Annotated in this window: 1 protein-coding gene; it reads right to left on the bottom strand. The window is 28.6% G+C overall.

Translation table 11 applies throughout. From position 1 onward, the window contains the following. Positions 1 to 101: 101 nt before the first annotated feature. Positions 102 to 704 carry a short chain dehydrogenase gene (locus tag HMPREF2706_RS00065; RefSeq protein ID WP_002447413.1) on the bottom strand — a complete coding sequence of 201 codons (603 nt, stop codon included), beginning with the start codon at positions 702 to 704 and terminating at the stop codon, positions 102 to 104. Positions 705 to 884 lie beyond the last annotated feature (180 nt).

The following is an 884-nucleotide window of genomic DNA, read 5'->3' as shown; positions in this document are numbered from 1 at the left end:
TAATTATGTTAATTAAAGGAAAAAGACCCAAACACCGTCATATCAGCGTCTGGGTCTTTTAAAAATGAAAATTGAATATAAGATAATGAGATACTAAAACATTAATAAACTTTATACGTTTGTCCAGTTTGAGCGCCTTCAACACTTTTAATAAATGCATTTGCTACTTTATCAACTGGAACAGCTGTAAATCCTTTGAAGAATTCTCCATACTTATCTAAAGCTTCTTCAACGACATTAGGACTTACATTGTTAATTCTTAAACCATTTTTTAATTCTACAGCTGCTGATGTAACAAATCCTGAGACACCACCATTTGCCATAGCTGCTGAAGAACCTAATAAAATAGGATCATCCATCATAATTCCGGAAGTTAAAGTAAAGCTACCATTTTTATTTAAATAGTGTTGGCCTATTAAAACAAGATTTATCTGTCCTAATAATTTACTTTTTATGGCTACATTATTTTCTTCTAAACTCATATCTGATAGGGATTTGAAAGTTGCTCCTCCCGTGGCACTGACAACAGCATCTATATCTTTAATATCTTTATACATTTGTTCAATTTCTGTTGGAGAGGTAATATCTAATTGATAATCACCAGATTTACTGCCAACTTCAATAACTTCATGATTATTTTCTTTAAGTTTCTTAGATACACTTTTACCTATTGTGCCAGTAGCACCAATAACTACTATTTTCATTGTAATCCTCCTAATAAATACTGTTATTTTTATAAATTTTTTAGCCAAAATAAATATATTCGAAAGTTTACTATTAACACTTACATACTTAATGTAACATATACATTTATGAATTTATTCTGTAAAACATAGTATATTCAAGTAATGTTAATATTAAATAAGCTTATACATAGAATATAC

The sequence above is a fragment of the Staphylococcus sp. HMSC067F07 genome (assembly GCF_001837405.1).
Taxonomy (GTDB): Bacteria; Bacillota; Bacilli; order Staphylococcales; family Staphylococcaceae; genus Staphylococcus; species Staphylococcus capitis.
Note: the sequence above shows the minus strand (reverse complement) of the source record. Positions and strands in the feature narration are given on the sequence as shown.